At 44.8% G+C, this 20498-nt stretch carries 10 protein-coding genes, 17 tRNA genes and 3 rRNA genes; 29 read left to right on the top strand and 1 reads right to left on the bottom strand.

The features are described 5' to 3' along the window. Positions 1 to 66 precede the first annotated feature (66 nt). From LLY41_RS18155 to LLY41_RS18065, 19 genes are all read left to right on the top strand, one after another. Positions 67 to 1615: ribosomal RNA gene (locus LLY41_RS18155) — 16S ribosomal RNA — on the top strand. Between the two features lie 201 nt (positions 1616 to 1816). After that, positions 1817 to 4753 (top strand): 23S ribosomal RNA (locus LLY41_RS18150). Positions 4754 to 5003: 250 nt separating this feature from the next. Continuing rightward, positions 5004 to 5120 (top strand): 5S ribosomal RNA (rrf, locus tag LLY41_RS18145). The 16S, 23S and 5S rRNA genes sit together here with 16 tRNA genes alongside, the layout of an rRNA operon. Before the next feature lie 20 nt (positions 5121 to 5140). Beyond that, positions 5141 to 5215, top strand: a tRNA-Asn gene (locus tag LLY41_RS18140). A gap of 3 nt (positions 5216 to 5218) precedes the next feature. After that, positions 5219 to 5309: transfer RNA gene (locus LLY41_RS18135), tRNA-Ser, on the top strand. A gap of 15 nt (positions 5310 to 5324) precedes the next feature. Beyond that, positions 5325 to 5399 (top strand) — tRNA-Glu (locus tag LLY41_RS18130). Positions 5400 to 5403: 4 nt separating this feature from the next. Further along, a tRNA-Val gene (locus LLY41_RS18125) sits at positions 5404 to 5479 on the top strand. A 185-nt stretch (positions 5480 to 5664) separates the two neighbouring features. Further along, positions 5665 to 5738, top strand: a tRNA-Met gene (locus LLY41_RS18120). Positions 5739 to 5741: 3 nt separating this feature from the next. Then, positions 5742 to 5818 (top strand) — tRNA-Asp (locus LLY41_RS18115). 134 nt (positions 5819 to 5952) lie between these two features. Then, a tRNA-Phe gene (locus tag LLY41_RS18110) sits at positions 5953 to 6025 on the top strand. Between the two features lie 16 nt (positions 6026 to 6041). Further along, a tRNA-Thr gene (locus tag LLY41_RS18105) sits at positions 6042 to 6117 on the top strand. Positions 6118 to 6134: 17 nt separating this feature from the next. Then, positions 6135 to 6218, top strand: a tRNA-Tyr gene (locus tag LLY41_RS18100). Positions 6219 to 6225: 7 nt separating this feature from the next. After that, positions 6226 to 6299, top strand: a tRNA-Trp gene (locus LLY41_RS18095). An 11-nt stretch (positions 6300 to 6310) separates the two neighbouring features. After that, positions 6311 to 6386, top strand: a tRNA-His gene (locus tag LLY41_RS18090). Positions 6387 to 6444: 58 nt separating this feature from the next. After that, positions 6445 to 6519 (top strand) — tRNA-Gln (locus tag LLY41_RS18085). Between the two features lie 4 nt (positions 6520 to 6523). Continuing rightward, positions 6524 to 6598: transfer RNA gene (locus LLY41_RS18080), tRNA-Gly, on the top strand. A gap of 18 nt (positions 6599 to 6616) precedes the next feature. Next, positions 6617 to 6690 (top strand) — tRNA-Cys (locus LLY41_RS18075). A gap of 28 nt (positions 6691 to 6718) precedes the next feature. Continuing rightward, positions 6719 to 6807, top strand: a tRNA-Leu gene (locus tag LLY41_RS18070). Between the two features lie 23 nt (positions 6808 to 6830). Beyond that, a tRNA-Leu gene (locus tag LLY41_RS18065) sits at positions 6831 to 6912 on the top strand. Between the two features lie 115 nt (positions 6913 to 7027). On the opposite strand, the gene LLY41_RS18060 is transcribed toward LLY41_RS18065, so the two are convergent. Beyond that, the gene (locus tag LLY41_RS18060; protein WP_304586036.1) at positions 7028 to 9901 is read right to left on the bottom strand and encodes a PAS domain S-box protein; all 2874 of its coding nucleotides are present in this window, start codon (positions 9899 to 9901) and stop codon (positions 7028 to 7030) included. Positions 9902 to 10498: 597 nt separating this feature from the next. Between LLY41_RS18060 and LLY41_RS18055 the strand changes: the two genes are divergently transcribed. The 10 genes from LLY41_RS18055 (at position 10499) to LLY41_RS18010 (ending at position 20474) form a co-directional block, all read left to right on the top strand. Then, positions 10499 to 11440 carry a carbohydrate ABC transporter permease gene (locus LLY41_RS18055; RefSeq protein WP_304586034.1) on the top strand — a complete coding sequence of 314 codons (942 nt, stop codon included), beginning with the start codon at positions 10499 to 10501 and terminating at the stop codon, positions 11438 to 11440. Next, on the top strand, positions 11440 to 12267 hold the full coding sequence (locus LLY41_RS18050) for a carbohydrate ABC transporter permease (protein WP_095243666.1): 828 nt from the start codon (positions 11440 to 11442) through the stop codon (positions 12265 to 12267). The genes LLY41_RS18055 and LLY41_RS18050 overlap by 1 nt, the downstream gene beginning before the upstream one ends. A gap of 69 nt (positions 12268 to 12336) precedes the next feature. Then, on the top strand, positions 12337 to 13623 hold the full coding sequence (locus LLY41_RS18045; RefSeq protein WP_304586033.1) for an ABC transporter substrate-binding protein: 1287 nt from the start codon (positions 12337 to 12339) through the stop codon (positions 13621 to 13623). Between the two features lie 147 nt (positions 13624 to 13770). Next, the gene (locus LLY41_RS18040) at positions 13771 to 15585 is read left to right on the top strand and encodes a sensor histidine kinase (protein WP_304586031.1); all 1815 of its coding nucleotides are present in this window, start codon (positions 13771 to 13773) and stop codon (positions 15583 to 15585) included. After that, positions 15563 to 16291 carry a response regulator transcription factor gene (locus LLY41_RS18035; protein WP_304586030.1) on the top strand — a complete coding sequence of 243 codons (729 nt, stop codon included), beginning with the start codon at positions 15563 to 15565 and terminating at the stop codon, positions 16289 to 16291. The genes LLY41_RS18040 and LLY41_RS18035 overlap by 23 nt, the downstream gene beginning before the upstream one ends. A 15-nt stretch (positions 16292 to 16306) precedes the next feature. Then, a complete protein-coding gene (locus LLY41_RS18030; RefSeq protein WP_304586029.1) occupies positions 16307 to 17050 on the top strand; it encodes a ThuA domain-containing protein in 744 nt (247 codons plus the stop codon). Then, positions 17047 to 18075, top strand: a complete 1029-nt coding sequence (locus tag LLY41_RS18025) for a Gfo/Idh/MocA family protein (RefSeq protein ID WP_304586028.1) — start codon at positions 17047 to 17049, stop codon at positions 18073 to 18075. Before LLY41_RS18030 ends, LLY41_RS18025 begins: the two co-directional genes overlap by 4 nt. A gap of 9 nt (positions 18076 to 18084) precedes the next feature. After that, positions 18085 to 19113 carry a Gfo/Idh/MocA family protein gene (locus LLY41_RS18020; RefSeq protein ID WP_304586027.1) on the top strand — a complete coding sequence of 343 codons (1029 nt, stop codon included), beginning with the start codon at positions 18085 to 18087 and terminating at the stop codon, positions 19111 to 19113. 12 nt (positions 19114 to 19125) lie between these two features. Beyond that, positions 19126 to 20094, top strand: coding sequence for a sugar phosphate isomerase/epimerase family protein (locus LLY41_RS18015; RefSeq protein ID WP_095243673.1), 969 nt, complete (start codon positions 19126 to 19128; stop codon positions 20092 to 20094). 306 nt (positions 20095 to 20400) lie between these two features. Further along, a tRNA-Gly gene (locus LLY41_RS18010) sits at positions 20401 to 20474 on the top strand. Positions 20475 to 20498: the final 24 nt, after the last annotated feature.

Below are 20498 nucleotides of genomic sequence, written 5' to 3'. Positions count from 1 at the left end.
AACAAAAACGTCAACGTTTAAATCATTAGTCTTTTTCGAAAAGACAACTCGAGCTTAATCAACTCTTATATGGAGAGTTTGATCCTGGCTCAGGACGAACGCTGGCGGCGTGCCTAATACATGCAAGTCGAGCGGACGGATGGGAGCTTGCTCCCTGAAGTCAGCGGCGGACGGGTGAGTAACACGTGGGCAACCTGCCTGTAAGACTGGGATAACTCCGGGAAACCGGGGCTAATACCGGATAATTCTTTTCCTCTCATGAGGAAAAGCTGAAAGATGGTTTCGGCTATCACTTACAGATGGGCCCGCGGCGCATTAGCTAGTTGGTGAGGTAACGGCTCACCAAGGCCACGATGCGTAGCCGACCTGAGAGGGTGATCGGCCACACTGGGACTGAGACACGGCCCAGACTCCTACGGGAGGCAGCAGTAGGGAATCTTCCGCAATGGACGAAAGTCTGACGGAGCAACGCCGCGTGAGTGATGAAGGTTTTCGGATCGTAAAACTCTGTTGTCAGGGAAGAACAAGTACCGGAGTAACTGCCGGTACCTTGACGGTACCTGACCAGAAAGCCACGGCTAACTACGTGCCAGCAGCCGCGGTAATACGTAGGTGGCAAGCGTTGTCCGGAATTATTGGGCGTAAAGCGCGCGCAGGCGGTTCCTTAAGTCTGATGTGAAAGCCCCCGGCTCAACCGGGGAGGGTCATTGGAAACTGGGGAACTTGAGTGCAGAAGAGAAGAGTGGAATTCCACGTGTAGCGGTGAAATGCGTAGAGATGTGGAGGAACACCAGTGGCGAAGGCGACTCTTTGGTCTGTAACTGACGCTGAGGCGCGAAAGCGTGGGGAGCAAACAGGATTAGATACCCTGGTAGTCCACGCCGTAAACGATGAGTGCTAAGTGTTAGAGGGTTTCCGCCCTTTAGTGCTGCAGCAAACGCATTAAGCACTCCGCCTGGGGAGTACGGCCGCAAGGCTGAAACTCAAAGGAATTGACGGGGGCCCGCACAAGCGGTGGAGCATGTGGTTTAATTCGAAGCAACGCGAAGAACCTTACCAGGTCTTGACATCTCCTGACAACCCTAGAGATAGGGCGTTCCCCTTCGGGGACAGGATGACAGGTGGTGCATGGTTGTCGTCAGCTCGTGTCGTGAGATGTTGGGTTAAGTCCCGCAACGAGCGCAACCCTTGATCTTAGTTGCCAGCATTCAGTTGGGCACTCTAAGGTGACTGCCGGTGACAAACCGGAGGAAGGTGGGGATGACGTCAAATCATCATGCCCCTTATGACCTGGGCTACACACGTGCTACAATGGATGGTACAAAGGGCTGCAAAACCGCGAGGTTAAGCGAATCCCATAAAACCATTCTCAGTTCGGATTGCAGGCTGCAACTCGCCTGCATGAAGCCGGAATCGCTAGTAATCGCGGATCAGCATGCCGCGGTGAATACGTTCCCGGGCCTTGTACACACCGCCCGTCACACCACGAGAGTTTGTAACACCCGAAGTCGGTGGGGTAACCTTTTGGAGCCAGCCGCCTAAGGTGGGACAGATGATTGGGGTGAAGTCGTAACAAGGTAGCCGTATCGGAAGGTGCGGCTGGATCACCTCCTTTCTAAGGAATATTTACAAGAAACGTGACGTTCTTTGTTCGTTCAGTTTTGAGAGTTCAATCTCTCAATTCATTCGTTCTTTGAAAACTAGATAATGTTATGAAGAAGCAATAACCGAGTAATCGCCATCTTAGTAAATTCTCTATGTTAAATAGAGTTAAAAACCTTTGATCGTGTTCATCTTCGATGAACCTGTCAAATACGGTTAAGTTAGAAAGGGCGCACGGTGAATGCCTTGGCACTAGGAGCCGATGAAGGACGGTACTAACACCGATATGCTTCGGGGAGCTGTAAGTAAGCTTTGATCCGGAGATTTCCGAATGGGGAAACCCCCTATCCGTAATGGGATAGGATCTTTACCTGAATACATAGGGTATAGAAGGCAGACCCGGGGAACTGAAACATCTAAGTACCCGGAGGAAGAGAAAGCAAACGCGATTCCCTGAGTAGCGGCGAGCGAAACGGGATTAGCCCAAACCAGGAGGCTTGCCTCCTGGGGTTGTAGGACACTCTATACGGAGTTACAAAGGAACGAGGTAAATGAACAGGTCTGGAAAGGCCGGCCAGAGAAGGTAAAAGCCCTGTAGTTGAAACTTCGTTCCCTCCAGAGTGGATCCTGAGTACGGCGGGACACGAGAAATCCCGTCGGAAGCAGGGAGGACCATCTCCCAAGGCTAAATACTCCCTAGTGACCGATAGTGAACCAGTACCGTGAGGGAAAGGTGAAAAGCACCCCGGAAGGGGAGTGAAACAGATCCTGAAACCGTGTGCCTACAAGTAGTTAGAGCCCGTTAATGGGTGATAGCGTGCCTTTTGTAGAATGAACCGGCGAGTTACGATTACATGCGAGGTTAAGTTGATAAGACGGAGCCGCAGCGAAAGCGAGTCTGAATAGGGCGAATGAGTATGTGGTCGTAGACCCGAAACCAGGTGATCTACCCATGTCCAGGGTGAAGTCCAGGTAACACTGGATGGAGGCCCGAACCCACGCACGTTGAAAAGTGCGGGGATGAGGTGTGGGTAGCGGAGAAATTCCAATCGAACCTGGAGATAGCTGGTTCTCTCCGAAATAGCTTTAGGGCTAGCCTCATGTAGTAAGAGTCTTGGAGGTAGAGCACTGTTTGGACTAGGGGCCCCCATCGGGTTACCGAATTCAGACAAACTCCGAATGCCAAAGACTTATCCATGGGAGTCAGACTGCGAGTGATAAGATCCGTAGTCAAGAGGGAAACAGCCCAGACCACCAGCTAAGGTCCCAAAGTATACGTTAAGTGGAAAAGGATGTGGAGTTGCTTAGACAACCAGGATGTTGGCTTAGAAGCAGCCACCATTTAAAGAGTGCGTAATAGCTCACTGGTCGAGTGACTCCGCGCCGAAAATGTACCGGGGCTAAACGTATCACCGAAGCTGTGGATTGACATCTTTCGATGTCAGTGGTAGGAGAGCGTTCTAAGGGCGTTGAAGCCAGACCGCAAGGACTGGTGGAGCGCTTAGAAGTGAGAATGCCGGTATGAGTAGCGAAAGATGGGTGAGAATCCCATCCACCGAATGCCTAAGGTTTCCTGAGGAAGGCTCGTCCGCTCAGGGTTAGTCGGGACCTAAGCCGAGGCTGAAAAGCGTAGGCGATGGACAACAGGTTGATATTCCTGTACCACCTCTTTACCGTTTGAGCAATGGGGGGACGCAGGAGGATAGGGTAAGCGCGCTGCTGGATTAGCGCGTCCAAGCAGTTAGGCCGGTAACGAGGCAAATCCCGTTACCACACAGGCTGAGCTGTGACGGCGAGGGAAATTTAGTACCGAAGTTCCTGATTCCACACTGCCAAGAAAAGCCTCTAGCGAGGGAAAAGGTGCCCGTACCGCAAACCGACACAGGTAGGCGAGGAGAGAATCCTGAAGGTGAGCGAGAGAACTCTCGTTAAGGAACTCGGCAAAATGACCCCGTAACTTCGGGAGAAGGGGTGCTCATTAGGGTGAATAGCCCTGATGAGCCGCAGTGAATAGGCCCAGGCGACTGTTTAGCAAAAACACAGGTCTCTGCGAAGCCGCAAGGCGAAGTATAGGGGCTGACGCCTGCCCGGTGCTGGAAGGTTAAGAGGAGAGGTTAGCGCAAGCGAAGCTTTGAATCGAAGCCCCAGTAAACGGCGGCCGTAACTATAACGGTCCTAAGGTAGCGAAATTCCTTGTCGGGTAAGTTCCGACCCGCACGAAAGGCGTAACGATCTGGGCACTGTCTCAACGAGAGACTCGGTGAAATTATAGTACCTGTGAAGATGCAGGTTACCCGCGACAGGACGGAAAGACCCCGTGGAGCTTTACTGTAGCCTGATATTGAATTTTGGTACAGCTTGTACAGGATAGGTAGGAGCCTGAGAAGCCGGAGCGCCAGCTTCGGTGGAGGCGTCGGTGGGATACTACCCTGGCTGTATTGAAATTCTAACCCGCGCCCCTGATCGGGGCGGGAGACAGTGTCAGGTGGGCAGTTTGACTGGGGCGGTCGCCTCCTAAAAAGTAACGGAGGCGCCCAAAGGTTCCCTCAGAATGGTTGGAAATCATTCGCAGAGTGTAAAGGCACAAGGGAGCTTGACTGCGAGACCTACAAGTCGAGCAGGGACGAAAGTCGGGCTTAGTGATCCGGTGGTTCCGCATGGAAGGGCCATCGCTCAACGGATAAAAGCTACCCCGGGGATAACAGGCTTATCTCCCCCAAGAGTCCACATCGACGGGGAGGTTTGGCACCTCGATGTCGGCTCATCGCATCCTGGGGCTGTAGTCGGTCCCAAGGGTTGGGCTGTTCGCCCATTAAAGCGGTACGCGAGCTGGGTTCAGAACGTCGTGAGACAGTTCGGTCCCTATCCGTCGTGGGCGCAGGAAATTTGAGAGGAGCTGTCCTTAGTACGAGAGGACCGGGATGGACGCACCGCTGGTGTACCAGTTGTCTTGCCAAAGGCATCGCTGGGTAGCTATGTGCGGAAGGGATAAGTGCTGAAAGCATCTAAGCATGAAGCCCCCCTCGAGATGAGATTTCCCATAGCGTCAAGCTAGTAAGATCCCTGAAAGATGATCAGGTTGATAGGTCAGAGGTGGAAGCGTGGCGACATGTGGAGCTGACTGATACTAATCGATCGAGGACTTAACCAAAACGAAAAGCGGAGGCGGCTTGATCAGCCCCGACAAGCATAAGACAAGCGCTGCAGGAAGGAGTAATCCTTCCGGAAGTGATTGGCTTATGACTCGAGGGGCTAGCCGCCGAAGCTAGACAAGTCATATATGGTTAATACTCGGCAAATACTTCTTCATACATTATCTAGTTTTGAGGGAACGAAAAAATGAAATTTCCTCTTGAAAAATGATAGAAAGACGGTATAATAATACTTGTCTTGAAAAATAGTCCGGTGACGATAGCGAGAAGGTCACACCCGTTCCCATACCGAACACGGAAGTTAAGCTTCTCAGCGCCGATGGTAGTTAGGGGCTGTCCCCTTGTGAGAGTAGGACGCTGCCGGGCTGTTTTAAAAATGTCATTATTCCGCAGTAGCTCAGTGGTAGAGCATTCGGCTGTTAACCGAACGGTCGTAGGTTCGAATCCTACCTGCGGAGCCAAATGGAGAGCTGTCCGAGTGGCCGAAGGAGCACGATTGGAAATCGTGTATACGCTAACCGCGTATCAAGGGTTCAAATCCCTTGCTCTCCGCCATTTTAATTTCATATTGGCCCCTTGGTCAAGCGGTTAAGACACCGCCCTTTCACGGCGGTAACACGGGTTCGAATCCCGTAGGGGTCACCATTTTGGAGGATTAGCTCAGCTGGGAGAGCATCTGCCTTACAAGCAGAGGGTCGGCGGTTCGATCCCGTCATCCTCCACCATTATTATTAATTAATACTATTATCGCGGGGTGGAGCACGCCCGAATAACCTTCGAAGGAATTACTTCAGCGCACCGATTGAGCTGCTGCTTGAATAATCTTTCTGAAATCGGGGCGGCACATCATTGAATAAGCTGCGATGTAATGCTTGATGTGAGCATAGAAAAATCACATTAATACTATTGTCGCGGGGTGGAGCAGTCCGGTAGCTCGTCGGGCTCATAACCCGAAGGTCGCAGGTTCAAATCCTGCCCCCGCAATCCGGTCCGGTAGTTCAGTTGGTTAGAATGCCTGCCTGTCACGCAGGAGGTCGCGGGTTCGAGTCCCGTCCGGACCGCCATTTTTATATTTGGCTCAGTAGCTCAGTCGGTAGAGCACGACCGAATAAGCTGCCTTGAATGACTTCAGCGTACCGATTGATAAATCGGGACGAAGGACGAAGCCAAATTTTATTTAGGTAAAATATCTTAATATGGCTCAGTAGCTCAGTCGGTAGAGCAAAGGACTGAAAATCCTTGTGTCGGCGGTTCGATTCCGTCCTGAGCCACCTTGTTATGTGATTAGCCGGTGTAGCTCAATTGGTAGAGCAACTGACTTGTAATCAGTAGGTTGGGGGTTCAAGTCCTCTCGCCGGCACCATTTTTTTATGTTAATATGGAGGGGTAGCGAAGTGGCTAAACGCGGCGGACTGTAAATCCGCTCCTTCGGGTTCGGCAGTTCGAATCTGCCCCCCTCCACCATTTATATAGGGGTATAGTTTAACGGTAAAACGAAGGTCTCCAAAACCTTTGATGTGGGTTCGATTCCTGCTACCCCTGCCAATAAAATTATGGCGGCTGTGGCGAAGTGGTTAACGCATCGGATTGTGGCTCCGACACTCGTGGGTTCGATTCCCATCAGTCGCCCCATTTTTTTATGTAACAGTATAAGTCTAACTCTCATATAAATGTATTATCAAATGATCATTGGGCTATAGCCAAGCGGTAAGGCACCGGACTTTGACTCCGTCACTCGCAGGTTCGAATCCTGCTAGCCCAGCCATTTTGCGGAAGTAGTTCAGTGGTAGAACATCACCTTGCCAAGGTGGGGGTCGCGGGTTCGAATCCCGTCTTCCGCTCCAGAATTTCTTTATTTTTATGGCGGCATAGCCAAGTGGTAAGGCAGAGGTCTGCAAAACCTTTACCACCGGTTCGAATCCGGTTGCCGCCTCCATAATCTAAATCTTGATTCGCTGATATACGCCGGGGTGGCGGAACTGGCAGACGCACAGGACTTAAAATCCTGCGGTAGGTGACTACCGTACCGGTTCGATTCCGGTCCTCGGCACCACAAGATTTAATACATTTTAATATGCCGGTGTGGCGGAATTGGCAGACGCGCACGACTCAAAATCGTGTTCCTTCTGGAGTGCCGGTTCGACCCCGGCCACCGGTATCCGAGACAGCATAGCAAAGCTGTCAAAAAAGACTTTCAACGTTCTGTTGAAAGTCTTTTTTTGTGCAGTTTACAAAGTAAAAATCGTGTGCCTTGATCGTGTGCCTAGAGCCATCTAAAGGGGGATCGGTAAAATGATATCAATGGTTGTTCCTTTATTGATTTCACTTTCTATTAAAATTCTTCCCTGATGTTCTTTGATAATTTTATAACATATCATCAGTCCTAAGCCTGTTCCTTTTTCTTTTAGACTGTAAAATGGTTCGCCGAGATATGGAATGCGCTCTTGAGGGATCCCACACCCTTGATCAATAAAACGAATGTGAACTTGATGATCGTCCGATTTAGTGATTTTTATAAATATTTCTCCTCCCATCGGCATGGCTTCGATCGCATTTTTTATGATATTGATAAATACTTGTTTTAATTGATTCACATCGCATGGAACGAAAGGAATGTCAGGTTCCGTCTCAATTCTGATTTGTATATTATTCATCGTTGCTTCAGGAAGAATCACGACAGAAACCTGTTCCAATAAATCATTTAAATCTTGAAACTGGATGCTGATTGCCTGCGGCTTAGCTACGGCCATAAATTGATTGGTAATACATTCAATTCGATTTATTTCGGATAACATGATATCCAAAAATTCTTCATTTTTCTTGTCAGGAGAAGATCGGAACAAACTAAGGAAACCTTTGATACTCGTCAAAGGATTTCGAATCTCATGTGCAATTCCTGTGGCCAATTGGCCAACAACCGCAAGCTTCTCCGATTTTCTTAATAATTCTTCCGTACGCTTTAGGTCTGTAATATCACGTCCGATGATGACAAGCCCTTTACGTTTGCCATCAGGATAAAAAATCGGAACCTTGATCACATCGAAAATACTCGATTCTCCGTTCGCTAGAGGAAGGACTTCTTCTGCGCGTGTATTTCTGCGATTCTCCCAAGCTCTTCGATCGGATTCCTCACAAAATTCTAAGGTCTTTTTAATCGCCTCATTGTAAGCAGCAAGTTCACTATCCGTTTTTCCTTGATATGGAATATTTTGAAATTGGAAACTCTTAAGAGAATAATCGTTCGCTTCCAGCCACCTGCCTTCTCCATCCTTAAAGAGAATCACATCAGGCATCGCATTAATCAAAGTCCGTAATCGTTTCTCGCTTTCTTTTAAGGCCTCTTCCATTTTTTTGCGTTCTGAAATATCTCTTAAAATGCATACGAAAGCCGATACTTGTCCTTTCGCATTGACAATGGGGGAAATAAAGTCGAAAACATCAATAAGACTCCCATCTTTTCGCTGCCTAACCGTTTCACTCGAAAATACATGACCACTTTCAACTATTTCTTTAAACATTTCAAAACATTGATCAACTAAAAACTCAGGAATAATTGGCAGCAGTCTTCCTATCACCTCACGCTCCGTCCAGCCAAAGACTTTTTCAAACGCTTCATTCACTTTAATCACATTGAGTTGTAAATCAATAATAATAATAGAATCGAATGTATTTTTTAGGAATAAGTCCAATTGTTGTCTAGTTAACTGCAGCACTTCTTCAATTTGCTTGTTTTTCGTAATGTCTCTTACCACTCCATAGATTCCAACAATTTTATTGTCTATAAAAATTGGAGAACTTTTTATTATTAAATCGATTTGATATCCTTTTTTGTGTTTAATGGCTGACTCAAATTCCTGAGATTTTCCTTGCATGGTTTTTCGGATATGCCCTACCCCTTCTTCCAGAAATTCTGGAAGAACGATGGAAGAAAGTGTCCTATTTTCAAGCTCTTCCCCTGTATAACCGATCATTCTCTCTAAAGACGCATTCACATCTAAGAAATTACCATCTAAATCACAGAGAAAGATTCCGTCATAATTTTGATCAAAAATGGCTTTATAAAACTCAGTACCTTTACACCATTCTTTAATGTCGTTGTCTAATTGATTTTTAGAGTATTTGAAGTTTAGAGATGTAATTTCACTGTTTTTAGGACAATCCACTGCAGCTAGAGTTACCGCCTGACCTTTTGGCTGGGATGGTGGAAATACATTTACAATGCCGCCAATTGGGATACCACCGTATATATAAGGAGTAAGTTCAAAACGCCATGTTCCATTAAGATGGTCAACCTCCCAACGTGTTCCGAGCTTCAAAGGTGCCGATCGTGATGGGGAACGAACAAAGAGATTATTCGAATTTATTAAACCTAGTTCATACAAGGATTGGGAAGCTTTTATTACCTTCCAATTGCGGTCGATTACAGCTGTAATTGATTTCGACTGATGAGAAATCATCTGACTTTGGTAATAATCGACCAGCTTAAAGCGTTCTAAATTTAATTGATTATGCAGTAATACAGATGCATCTTGTGCTGCTGAGGTTACAACGGACAAAAAATAAGGATCATTAGCTGTCCATAACCCAGTCATGTCAATAACACCCAAAATATCATTGGTAACTAAATCACGGATAGGAGCAGCTGAGCATGTCCACTTTTGAACTTCATAGCAAAAGTGTTCTCCTGCAAATACCTCAACGGGAGAACCAGTGGCAATGGCTGTACCAATAGCATTCGTCCCTGCATTATTTTCTGCCCAGGAAGAACCGGATACAAAGTTCATATCCTCAGCCTTGAGCATTAAGGACAAATCTCCATCTATAGAAATGATTTCTCCTTCACCGTTACAAAACACAATCATATGTCCAGTATCCATATACTTATCTTTTAATCTAGCCAGCACCGGTTTGATCGTACGGTACAGGGGATCGTAGGTAACATATTCTTTGATTTGGTCATCACTCATTTTAATAGATGTTTTACTTTTAAGTGGACAAATTCCAAATTCTAAACTCCGCTGCCACGAATCATGCGTCATGGATCGAATATCCGGGGAAGGATTCGTACCACAAATAAAATTTTCCCATTCTCGTTCAAGTCTTTGTTTTCCTAAATAATTCTTATCCAAGGTAATTAATCCCTTCATACCAAGCCCCCCAATCAAATAGTTCATCCATAGATACATATAAAATTCGACTTTTTCTGAATAGTATAATAATATATTTTACACTATATATGAAAATTTCCTATTGGGTTAATTTAAGTTCAGATCAATTTTTGGTAGTCATCCGCTACTATATAAAAAGAGGGAGTCTTAAAAGCATATACTTTGAGACTGCCTCTTCTTTTCATAATTAATCACCGTTCCTATATTTACTGTAATATTTCCATAGCTAACACTATTTCGTAAACCGAATGAAGCGCAATGTTAAGAACCGTCCAAATGCTTTACTGAGTTATCAAAAGTTCATATAAAACATCGGCTAAATTCAATCATCAATGCAGCCAATTTCTGATTGTCACCAGTTGTTTCTATGCAGGGTTCCGAACGGTTCAGAGGGTGGGTTCGAAAAAGGGTTCTGAACTATTCGGAAGGCTGCTCCGAAACAAGGATTAGGCGATTGACCTTTTGAAAAAGTCAAAATATTGCACCATTTAGTCAATTCAGTCACCTATATAGGCAAACGGTTTCAAATATAATGAAGGAAAGCGTTTGCAAAAGAAGAGGGGGCGGTGAAGAGAGTTGGAGACAAAGGCTGAGATCGGGGAACCGGTAATAAAATCAGAGATTAAAACAGTTTCCAGGAAAAAAGCAAATGTGAAAAAGATCTTAACATACCTTGCTTTTGTAGGACCGTCATTAATTTTTTTCCTGGTGATACAGATCATTCCTTTCCTGATGGGGATTTATTATTCGTTTACGTCCTGGAATGGCGTTAGTTCTGTGGTTGAGTGGGTTGGGCTTGAAAATTATATAAAGATTTTTAAGAGTGATCCTAAGTTTTTTGATTCCTTTATTTTTACTACTAAATTTATGTTAGCTTCGGTTATTATTAGTAATTTACTGGGGTTTGGACTTGCATTATTATTGAACGCAGCCTTGAAGTCCAGGAATTTATTGAGGACTGTGTTTTTCATTCCGAATGTTATCGGGGGATTATTGCTCGGGTTCATCTGGCAGTTTATTTTTGTAAAAGGGTTTGCTGCTATCGGTAATCTAACGGATCTTTCCATTTTTAAGCTTCCATGGCTTGGAGATGAGACAACAGCATTCTGGGGCATTGTGATTGTGTTTGCCTGGCAGATCAGCGGATATATGATGGTTATTTATATTGCAGCACTGCAGGGGGTTGATCAGACACTGCTGGAGGCGGCAAGAATCGATGGTGCATCAAGCTGGACACTGCTGACACAAATAATCGTTCCGCTTATTTTACCGGCGTTCACGATTTGTTTCTTTTTAACGATATCCATGGCATTTAAGATTTTCGACCTGAATATTTCACTGACAGGCGGCGGGCCATTTAACTCGACACAATCCGTTGCGATTAATATTTATCAGGAGGCATTCCAGAATAACCGGTATGGTCTTGGTACCGCAAAATCGATTTTATTCTTCCTTGTGGTAGCTATTTTTACAACGGTTCAGGTGATGATGACGAAGAAAAGGGAGGTTGAGGCATAATGAATCCCAGATATACGAAGGTTACGCTGCTGCTGGAGATCATCGGAATCGTATTAGGAATCATATTTCTCATTCCTTTTTACTTCGTGTTTATTAATTCTGTTAAAGGTTTTGCGGATATCCTGATTGATGCTGCAGCATGGCCGCAGGAATTTTTATTCTCCAATTATCTGAAGGTATGGGATATCATTAATTTTCCTCGGGCCTTCTGGAATTCGCTTATAATAACGGTAATCAGCAATATTGGACTGGTTGTCATCAGTTCTATGGCTGCCTGGAAGATGGTCAGGACTCCGGGGAAATTCAGCAAAATCCTGTTTGTTTTATTTGTATCTGCGATGGTTATTCCATTCCAGACCGTTATGATTCCTCTGATGAAACTCGGAGGCACGCTGAATCTGACAAACAGCATACCTGGTCTCATCATTATGTACTTTGGCTTTGGTGTACCATTATCACTTTTCCTTTATCACGGTTTTATTAAAACAGTTCCAATCGAGATCGAAGAGTCGGCCCGAATTGATGGGTGCAGCCAGTTTGGCGTCTTTTGGAGAATTGTGTTTCCGCTTCTGAAGCCAATTACTGTAACGGTTGTCATTCTAAATACATTGTGGATCTGGAATGACTATCTCCTGCCGCTTCTGGTGCTTCAGGATGCAGAACTTAGGACGATTCCTTTGGCCACAAGCTCATTCTTCGCACAATATACAAAGCAGTGGGATATGGGACTAGCTGCCCTTGTAATGGGAATTACACCGGTCATCATTTTCTTCCTGTTCCTGCAGAAGCATATAATAAAAGGCATTGCACAAGGCTCAATTAAGTAGTTGTAGAAACTTTTGCGGCCAAAGGGACTGTGAAAGTTTATATAAAAAATTATTCAGGGGGGAAACAAAATGAAACGCTTTGCTCTATTACTGCTGTCATTGATTCTGATGGCCGGCATTATGGCGGGCTGTTCTTCTTCCAGCTCTTCAGGGGATGAAAAGCCTAAGGATGATTCAAAGAATGGTGATGAAGTGGTAACACTGAACATGTTCCAATTTAAAGTGGAGATTGCCGATCAGCTTCAGGAAATGATTGGCGAATTCGAAAAAGAGCATCCAAATATTAAAATTAAGCTTGAGTCAGTCGGAGGCGGTGCTGACTATGGTGCCGCTTTAAAAGCGAAGTTTGCTTCCGGAGAACAGCCTGACATTTTTAACAATGGCGGATTTAAGGAACTGGAGCTTTGGAAAGAGCATCTTGCTGACCTTTCAAATGAGCCGTGGGCAGAGCATGTGCTTCCAATTGGTAAGGTTCCAACGACCGATACAGATGGCAAGCTTTATGGAATGCCTGTAAACCTGGAAGGATACGGGTTTATTTATAACAAGGATTTATTCAAAGAAGCGGGAATTACTGAACCGCCTAATACAATTTCTGAACTGAAGGATGCTGCTAAAAAGCTCAAAGATAAAGGAATTACCCCTTTCTCTGCCGGTTACGGTGAGTGGTGGGTCATTGGGCAGCATTTGTTAAACATTCCATTTGCACAGCAGGAGGATCCTGTAGCATTTATCGAAGGCTTATACAGCGGATCTGAAAAGTTGACCGGCAATGATAAATTTAAAGAATTTAAAGAAGTACTTGATACTGAAATTAACTTTGGAAATGATAATCCGTTAACAACTGATTACAATACGCAAGTCACACTATTTGCTTCCGGCAAAACAGCTATGCTTCAGCAGGGGAACTGGACGGAGAACATGATTCTTGAAATCGACCCTGACATTAATATGGGATTCCTTCCGATTCCGCTGACTGATGATGTAGCGGATACTGACCGATTACCGGTAGGCGTGCCGAACAACTGGGTTTTAAACAAAAACTCTGAGCATCTTGAAGAAGCCAAGTTATTCCTTGACTGGATGGTTTCATCTGAAACAGGAAAGCGTTATATCACAGAAGAGTTTGCTTTCATTCCAGCCTTTGACAATATTGAGCCAACAGGTTTGGGGCCACTTGGAAAGCATATTCTTGAGTATTCTAAGGAAGAGAAAACGATTCCTTGGACATGGTTCAGATGGCCGGATGGTGCAAATAAAGAGTTTGCAGCAACAATCCAGGAATATGCTGCCGGAAAAATTGATTATGATACGGTTGTTGAACGCTTCCAGGCATCCTGGGATAACTTGAAATAAATTTGGTGAAACGGGAAGCATGTCTGCGAAAGATATGCTTTCTGTTTTCTATTTTTATAATCTGATAGATTCCATAGCAAAAAAGGCATCCCCAAAAAGGGAAGTTGCTTTATACTATTGTAAAAGAGATAGCAGCGGGGGATGTAAATGTTCAAAAGGAGCATTAGGAATAAACTGATTGTTCTATTAATGGTTGCCACAATCGTTCCATTTGGAGCGTCCATTATCATCACTTACTATCATACAGCCGAGTCCTTGAAGGACCAGGCCATTAAAGAAAATAGCAATCTATTATATCAAGGCAAAGTGAACCTGGAGGGGTACATAAATGAACTGGATGGGCTGACACTATCTCTCTACAATAATCCGGGTTTTATCAACTTTTTAAAGGATCCCAGGAAGGAAAATAATTATCAGGCTGTCGAAGCTGTAAGAAATGTCATTTCGACCATATTGTATGCTGAGGAAAATATCAAACGGGTTAATATTGCAGTTGCAAAGGAAGATCGGCTCATAACAGCGTCACGCCGCTCTACTGTTGTGTTTTCAAAGAGGCTGACAAATGCCAATCAGGAATATTACGAAAAAGCGGAAGAAAGTCCAAACAATATGTTTCTTGAGCCCGTCCATAAGATAAAGGATCCTGATGAAAAGAAGCCTGAGAACGTAATTACGCTTCACCGGTCTTTAATCAATATTCCGGCGGATGATCTATTGGCCTATATATCATTGGAGTTTTCACCGGATCAAATAACCAATATCAGCCGCAATCTTTATTCGGGGGAAAATGAAGAATTCTATATTATATCTCCTGAAGGTGACATGATCTACCGTTCAACGGATGAAGCTGAAAACGGAGATAAAACGCCTGAGTGGATTGATTGGGTGATAGGGGCAAATAAAGAAAATGGCACGGCTGAATGGGAGGAAGATACATTCAGCGGTGTAATGATATACGATCAATTATCGCAAAATTCAGGCGGCTGGTATCTTGTCAAGCGAGTCCCATATACCACTTTATATGAAAGTGCATTTAGTGTGGCGAAAATCAATATCATGTTTGGTGTTATCGGGCTGTGCCTGGTTATTCTCGCAACGCTATTTATTTCTGTCAGAATTACCTCTCCCATCAGAATCCTCCTGAAAAATATCGATCAGGTTGAAAAGGGAAATCTCGATGTCCGTTTTAAATCTTTCGGCCATGATGAGATTGGTTATCTCGGGGATCGATTCAGGCAAATGATCGATAAAATCAATGATCTGATTAATCGGGAGTATAAGCTTCAGCTTGAAAATAAGACAAACCAGCTTAAGGTTCTGCAGTCACAGGTTAATCCGCATTTTTTATACAATGCATTGCAGTCAATTGGAACTGCGGCCTTGAAAAATCAGGGTCCGCAAATTTATTCTTCTGTTACCCGCCTTTCAAAAATCATGAGGTACAGCATGAATATGGAGGAGGGAATGGTTCCTCTTCAAAAAGAGATCGAGCATACCAAGGCCTACCTCCTGCTGCAAAAGGAGCGGTTTGGTGATCAGCTTCAGTTCAATTTTCAGCTTGATGAAGAAGCATTGCAGTTTCCTGTCCCGAAAATGATTTTACAGCCTTTAGTGGAGAATTACTTTAAGCACGGCTTTGATGCACGCGAAAAAACTGGAGAGGTTAAAATAACCTGCATACAGGATGAATTTTATCTGGATATTTTAATTGAGGATAATGGTATAGGTGTGTCGGTGAGCAGGCTGGAGGAAATCCAGATGTTTTTGATGAATGAAAGAATAGGGCATAAGGGAGAGTCAATGAATATCGGACTGAAGAATGTTTATGTCCGGTTAAAGCTTTATTATGGCAGACGGGCTTACCTGCAGCTTAAGAACCTTGAGCAGGGCGGGCTGCTTGTTTCTATTAAACTTCCAAAAAGGATGGAAGGTGGAAAAGATGAAAGCAATTATTGTGGATGATGAACAGCATGTGCGGGAAGGCTTAATGCTTCTGGGAGAGTGGAGCCGCTTTGGAATTGACACGATCATGGAGGCGGCAGATGGAAATGAGGCCGTAAAGCTGATTAAAGAGCATCGCCCGGAAATCATATTCACAGATATGAGCATGCCAAAGAGAGATGGCATAAGCCTTTTAAAATGGATACATTCTTCAGATCTATCCAGCAAGACGATTGTTGTCAGCGGCTATGATGATTTTGATTATATGAGGAATGCCATCTGTTATAAAAGCTTTGATTATATCTTGAAGCCTATCGATCCGGACATTTTGAATGAAATCCTGGAGAAAGCCATTAAAGAATGGAAGCAGCAAAATTCTCCAGAAGAATGCCGGCAGGAGCAAAACAGGGAGATGAATGTGATTCAGCAAATAGAACAGTTTCTGCTGGAAAGCTATAACAAAGATATTAATCTGCAGGAAATTGCAGACAGATTTTATTTAAGCAGGGAGTACATCTCCAGGAAGTTTAAACAGGAATATCAGGCTACTATTACAGACTTTATAACGAAGGTCCGAATGAACAAGGCCAAGGAGCTCTTGCAGAACCATAAACTGAAAATCTATGAAATTGCTTTCCAGGTTGGCTATCAGGATGAAAAGTATTTTAGCAAAGTCTTTAAAAAGAATGAGGGAATTTCCCCAAATGAATATAGAAGTATAAATTAAGAAGGAGGAAGATCGATGATTAACGTGCTTGTCTGGAATGAGAATCGTCATGAGCAAAAGGATGAAAAGGTAAGGGAAGTCTATCCAGATGGCATCCACGGTGCCATTGCCGATTTTTTAAATGGAGAAGATTTCAAGGTAAAGACAGCGACATTGGATGAGTCCGAACATGGACTCAGTGATGCTGTTTTACAGGAAACAGATGTTTTAGTCTGGTGGGGGCATCTGGCGCATGGGGAAGTTGAGGATGCAATCGTCGAAAAAGTAAAACAAAGAGTTCTCGATGGAATGGGGCTGATTGTACTTCATTCAGGCCATTTTTCTAAAATTTTTAAAGTGCTGATGGGAACTTCCTGTGATTTAAAGTGGAGAGAAGCGGATGAAAAGGAACGAATTTGGATTGTAGACCCGAGCCATCCGATTGCAGAAGGACTTGGAGAATATATTGAGCTTGAAAAAGAAGAGATGTATGGAGAACATTTTGATATTCCTGCACCGGATGAGCTAGTTATGGTGAGCTGGTTTGAAGGCGGGGAAGTTTTCCGGAGCGGCTGTACATACAAGAGGGGAAAGGGAAGAATCTTTTATTTCCGCCCGGGGCATGAAACGTATCCAACCTATTATCATAAGGACGTTCAGAAGGTTATTAAAAATGCTGTTAAGTGGGCGAAGCCGGCTGATCTTCCGGTACCGGTCTATGGAAATGCGAAGCCGCTTGAGAGAATCAGTGTGAAACATGAAGGAGTGGAATTAAAATGAAAAAACTCAAGATTGGGATCATTGGATGCGGAAGTATAGCCAAGCATCGGCACATGCCTGAATATCATGCAAGCAGCGGGGCTGTCATTGCAGCAGTATGTGATATTAATGAAGAGCGTGCAAAAGGATTTGCTGACCTTTACGAGGTGAAGGCGTACACCGATTATAGGGAACTGTTAGCTGATAAGGATATAGATGCAGTGAGCGTCTGTACCCCGAATTATCTGCATGCCCCTATTTCAGTTGCAGCATTGAACGCGGGCAAGCATGTTTTATGTGAAAAGCCAATGGCCACATCTAAGGAAGAGGCAGAGGACATGATAGAGGCAGCCCGAAAAAGTGGAAAGAAATTAATGATTGCTCATAATCAGCGCTTTGTTCCGTCTCATAAAAAAGCAAAGGAATTGATTGCAAGAGGCGAAGCAGGAAAAATCTACAGTTTCCGGACAGCTTTTGGCCATGGCGGGCCGGAGGGATGGAGTGCAGATGGCAAAGAAAGCTGGTTCTTCAAAAAGGATCAGGCTTTTATTGGCGCGATGGGTGACCTTGGTGTCCATAAGACGGATCTCTTGCGTTATCTGCTGGGTGAAGAGTTTGCTGAGGTGGGAGCATTTGTCGAGACGAGTGCCAAAATGGATGCTGATGTCGATGATACAGCCGTATGCGTTTTGAAAACGGAAAGCGGTGTGATCGGTACATTGGCTGCAAGCTGGTCTTACGTATCTAGAGAAGACAATTCTACAATTATTTATGGTGAGAAAGCGATTTTGAGACTCGAGGATGATCCGGTGAACTCTCTCATTGTTCAGTATGCAAACGGTGAAACAGTGAAGTACGAGCTCGGCGGAATCCAGACAAATGAAGAAGGCGGGCAAAAGAGTTCAGGTGTCATTGACCATTTTGTTGAAAGTATTCTAAATGAACAGGAGCCTGCCATCTCAGGTTCCGAGGGGATGAAGTCGCTCCAGGTGATTCTGGCTGCGCTGGAGTCCAGCGAAACCAAGCAGATTGTCAGAATCAGTTGAGGTGCATCCATGAAGAAACTTCGGATCGGAATTATCGGTGCTGGAGGAATTGCCCAATCCCGGCATATTCCCGTGTTAATGAAATTATCGGACAGTGCTTCCATAACAGCTATCTGCGATGTGAATGAGGATACTGCACTGCAGGCTGCAAAAAAGTTTGGAATCAGCAGCGTTTTTACAGATTATAAAGAAGTATTCACTGAAACAGATGCCGTGGTTATTTGTACACCGAATAAGTTTCATGCTGAAATTACCGCTGCTGCGCTGGAGGCTGGACTGCATGTTTTGTGTGAGAAGCCGATGGCCATGACGGCAGAAGAATGCAGGAAAATGATAGAGGCAAGAGACAGGTCCGGGAAGGTATTAGCCATTGCTTATCACTACCGGTTCATGAAAGAGGCACAGGCTGCCAAAAAACTCATTTCAGAAAATGAAATTGGCACTCCGTTTGCAGCCAGGGCAAGAGCGATGAGAAGAAGAAAGGTGCCGGGCTGGGGTGTTTTTACCAATAAGGAGCTTCAGGGCGGCGGAAGCTTGATTGATTACGGCTGCCACCTGCTTGACCTCTCGCTGTGGCTTCTTGGAAACCCGGCGGAAACGGAGGTATCTGGAACAGCTTATAATACATTAAGCAAAATGCCTGATCAGGTGAATCTATGGGGCAGCTTTGACCATCAATCCTTTAATGTAGATGATCATGTGACAGCTTACATAAAATTTGCGAATGGCGCTTCCCTTCTTTTTGAGACTTCCTGGTCTGCCAATATTGAAAGGGATGATGAAAGCCTCAGCCTTTCAGGGCAGCATGGAGGCATGGATTTATTTCCATTCAGGTTAAATCAATCTAAATATGGGATGCTCCTGAATACACATTCAGAGTGGCTCCCTGGAGAAGATGACTATGCTTTAACGCAGGCACTGAACTTTATAAACAGCTGTTTGGGCAGGGAAGAATTTATGGTTAAAGCAGAAGAAGCTTTACAGACAACCAGGATTATCGATGCGATTTATAGCAGCAGCAAACGAGAATTATATTAGGGAGGGGATTTTGTGAAGCTCGGCGTATTTACCGTACTATTTGCTGACAAAAATTTTGAGGATATGCTCGATCATGTGAAAGCTGCAGGTCTTAAGGCTGTTGAAATCGGAACTGGAGCCTATCCCGGTAACGCTCACTGCAGCCTGCAGGAGCTTTTGGAAAGCGATGAACTTCGGGATGATTACCTTAACAAGGTTTTGTCGAGGAGACTGGAAATCAGCGCATTCAGCTGCCATGGCAACCCGATCTCACCTGATAAAGCATTTGCAGAGGAATCGGACCGTGTATTATACGACACAATTAAGTTAGCGAGCTTAATGAATGTTCCGGTTGTTAACTGTTTTTCCGGCACTGCAGGTGACGGGGAAGGGGCAAAGCATCCGAATTGGCCGGTCGCACCGTGGCCGAATGAGTATGGAGAAGTGCTGAAATGGCAATGGGAGGAGAAGCTCATTCCTTACTGGAAGAAAGCAGGACAATTTGCCAAAGACCATAATGTGAAAATCGGTCTCGAGCTGCACGGAGGATTCCTAGTGCACACTCCTTACACGCTTTTAAAATTAAGGGAAGAAACATGTGACGCGATTGGGGCCAATCTGGATCCTAGCCATTTATGGTGGCAGGGCATCGACCCTGTGGCAGCAATCAAGATACTGGGAAAAGAAAATGCCATTCATCATTTTCATGCTAAAGATACCTATATTGACCAGGAAAATGTGAATATGTACGGGTTAACGGATATGCAGCCATATGGCAATGTCCAGACCAGGGCGTGGACATTCAGGTCAGTCGGGTGCGGACACAGCCTGCAGGAATGGTCTGATATGATGAGCGCCTTGCGCACGTTTGGTTATGACTACGTTGTCAGCATCGAGCACGAAGATCCGCTTATGTCGATTGAAGAAGGATTTTCAAGAGCAGTAAGGAACCTTAAAACCATCTTAATCGAAGAGCAGCCTTCAGAAATGTGGTGGGTATAAGCAGGGAGGGGGAAATAGCCCCTCTCTATTTTTTCGACAAATTTCTCAAAAAGGGTTGACCACTCACGCTGAATTTAGTACTATGAAATAGTTGATTCGACAAAATGTTTATTCATATTTGTATTTATGATTGAATATACATTCACAAACTCGGGTGTAGTTTAGTGGTAAAACCTCAGCCACGAGCGACACATCCATGAATCGGCTTCGAGTTGCCTCGACGCATAGGCTTCCTTGAATCAGCTTTTAGAGGAAGAGGCATGCAAGAACGGGAAAAAAGTCAGTAGCTAAAAATAATATATTAATGCGGGTGTAGTTTAGTGGTAAAACCTCAGCCTTCCAAGCTGATGATGAGGGTTCGATTCCCTTCACCCGCTCCATACATAGCCAACGCAGTGTTTCGT

The sequence above is a fragment of the Cytobacillus firmus genome (genome assembly GCF_023612095.1).
Taxonomy (GTDB): domain Bacteria; phylum Bacillota; class Bacilli; order Bacillales; family Cytobacillaceae; genus Cytobacillus.
Note: the sequence above shows the minus strand (reverse complement) of the source record. Positions and strands in the feature narration are given on the sequence as shown.